1 protein-coding gene is annotated in these 1,185 nt (G+C 65.7%); it reads left to right on the top strand.

The genetic code is table 11. From position 1 onward, the window contains the following. Positions 1–64: 64 nt before the first annotated feature. Positions 65–1,159, top strand: coding sequence for an IS630 family transposase (locus ABFX45_RS46150; protein WP_346137421.1), 1,095 nt, complete (start codon positions 65–67; stop codon positions 1,157–1,159). The last annotated feature ends 26 nt before the right edge of the window (positions 1,160–1,185 follow it).

Genomic DNA, 1,185 nt, shown 5'->3' on the forward strand with positions numbered 1-1,185 from the left:
CCTAGTGTCCTGTGATTCTGTTTGCTTTACATCCGCGTGACTGGTGATGGTGTTGGCTGTCGGGGTGGAGCTGACTGTCGATGAACAGGCCGAGCTGCGGGCGCTGGTGAACAGCCCGGATGTCGCGGCGACGGTCGCGACGCGGGCGCGGATCGTGTTGTGGCGGGCGGGGAACCGGCCGAAGAGGGAGATCGCGGAGTTGGCGGGAGTGTCGCGCCCGACGGTGGATCTGTGGTTGTCGCGTTACGCGGCCGACGGTCTGGGTGGGTTGCTGGACCGGCCGCGTGGCGCGGGGCGGGAGCAGGTTCCCGGTTCCGTGCGGGCGCGGATTCTGGCGGCCAGCCGCACGAGCCCGCCTGCGGAGACCGGGCTGTCGCACTGGTCGAGCCGGGAGATGGCCGCGTGGATCACTCGCGCCGAAGGGGTGTCCGTCTCGCACCACTACGTGGCGAAACTGTGGCGTGAGAACGGGATACGGCCGCATCGCCACGGCACGTTCAAGCTCAGCCGGGATCCGGAGTTCGCGGACAAGGTGGCCGACATCGTCGGCCTGTACCTGTCCCCGCCGGGCGGGGCGGTCGTGCTCAGCGTCGACGAGAAGACCCAGATCCAGGCGCTGGACCGGACCCAGCCACTGTTGCCGATGACCTTCGACGCCAGCGAGCAACGTACTCACGACTACCGCCGGCACGGCGTCACGAACCTGTTCGCCGCTCTGAACGTGGCCACCGGCGAGGTCTACGGCGAGTGTCTCCCGGTCCGCGACGGCGCGAACTTCCTGGCGTTCCTCAAGAAAGCCGTGAAACCGCACGCGGGCAAGAACATCCATGTGGTGCTGGACAACCTGTCCACCCACACCACGCCCGAGGTGATGACCTGGCTGGAGGCCAACCCGAACGTGCGGTTCCACCACACGCCGAAAGGCTCGTCGTGGATCAACCAGATAGAGATCTGGTTCGGCATCATCACCCGCCAGGCCATTCGCCGTGGCACCTTCAGCTCGGTCAAAGTCCTCATCGGACAGATCCGTGACTACATCGACCACTGGAACGCCAACGCCAAGCCCTTCACCTGGACCGCCTCCGCCGACGAGATCCTGGCCAAGGTCCGCGTTGTCCAGGCCAGCGTCAAGAAGCTGGTCGACAACAACGCGAAGTAAACCCAACAGGATCACGAGACACTAGT

It is taken from the genome of Lentzea roselyniae (assembly GCF_039537795.1).
In the GTDB taxonomy this organism is placed as follows: domain Bacteria; phylum Actinomycetota; class Actinomycetes; order Mycobacteriales; family Pseudonocardiaceae; genus Lentzea; species Lentzea atacamensis.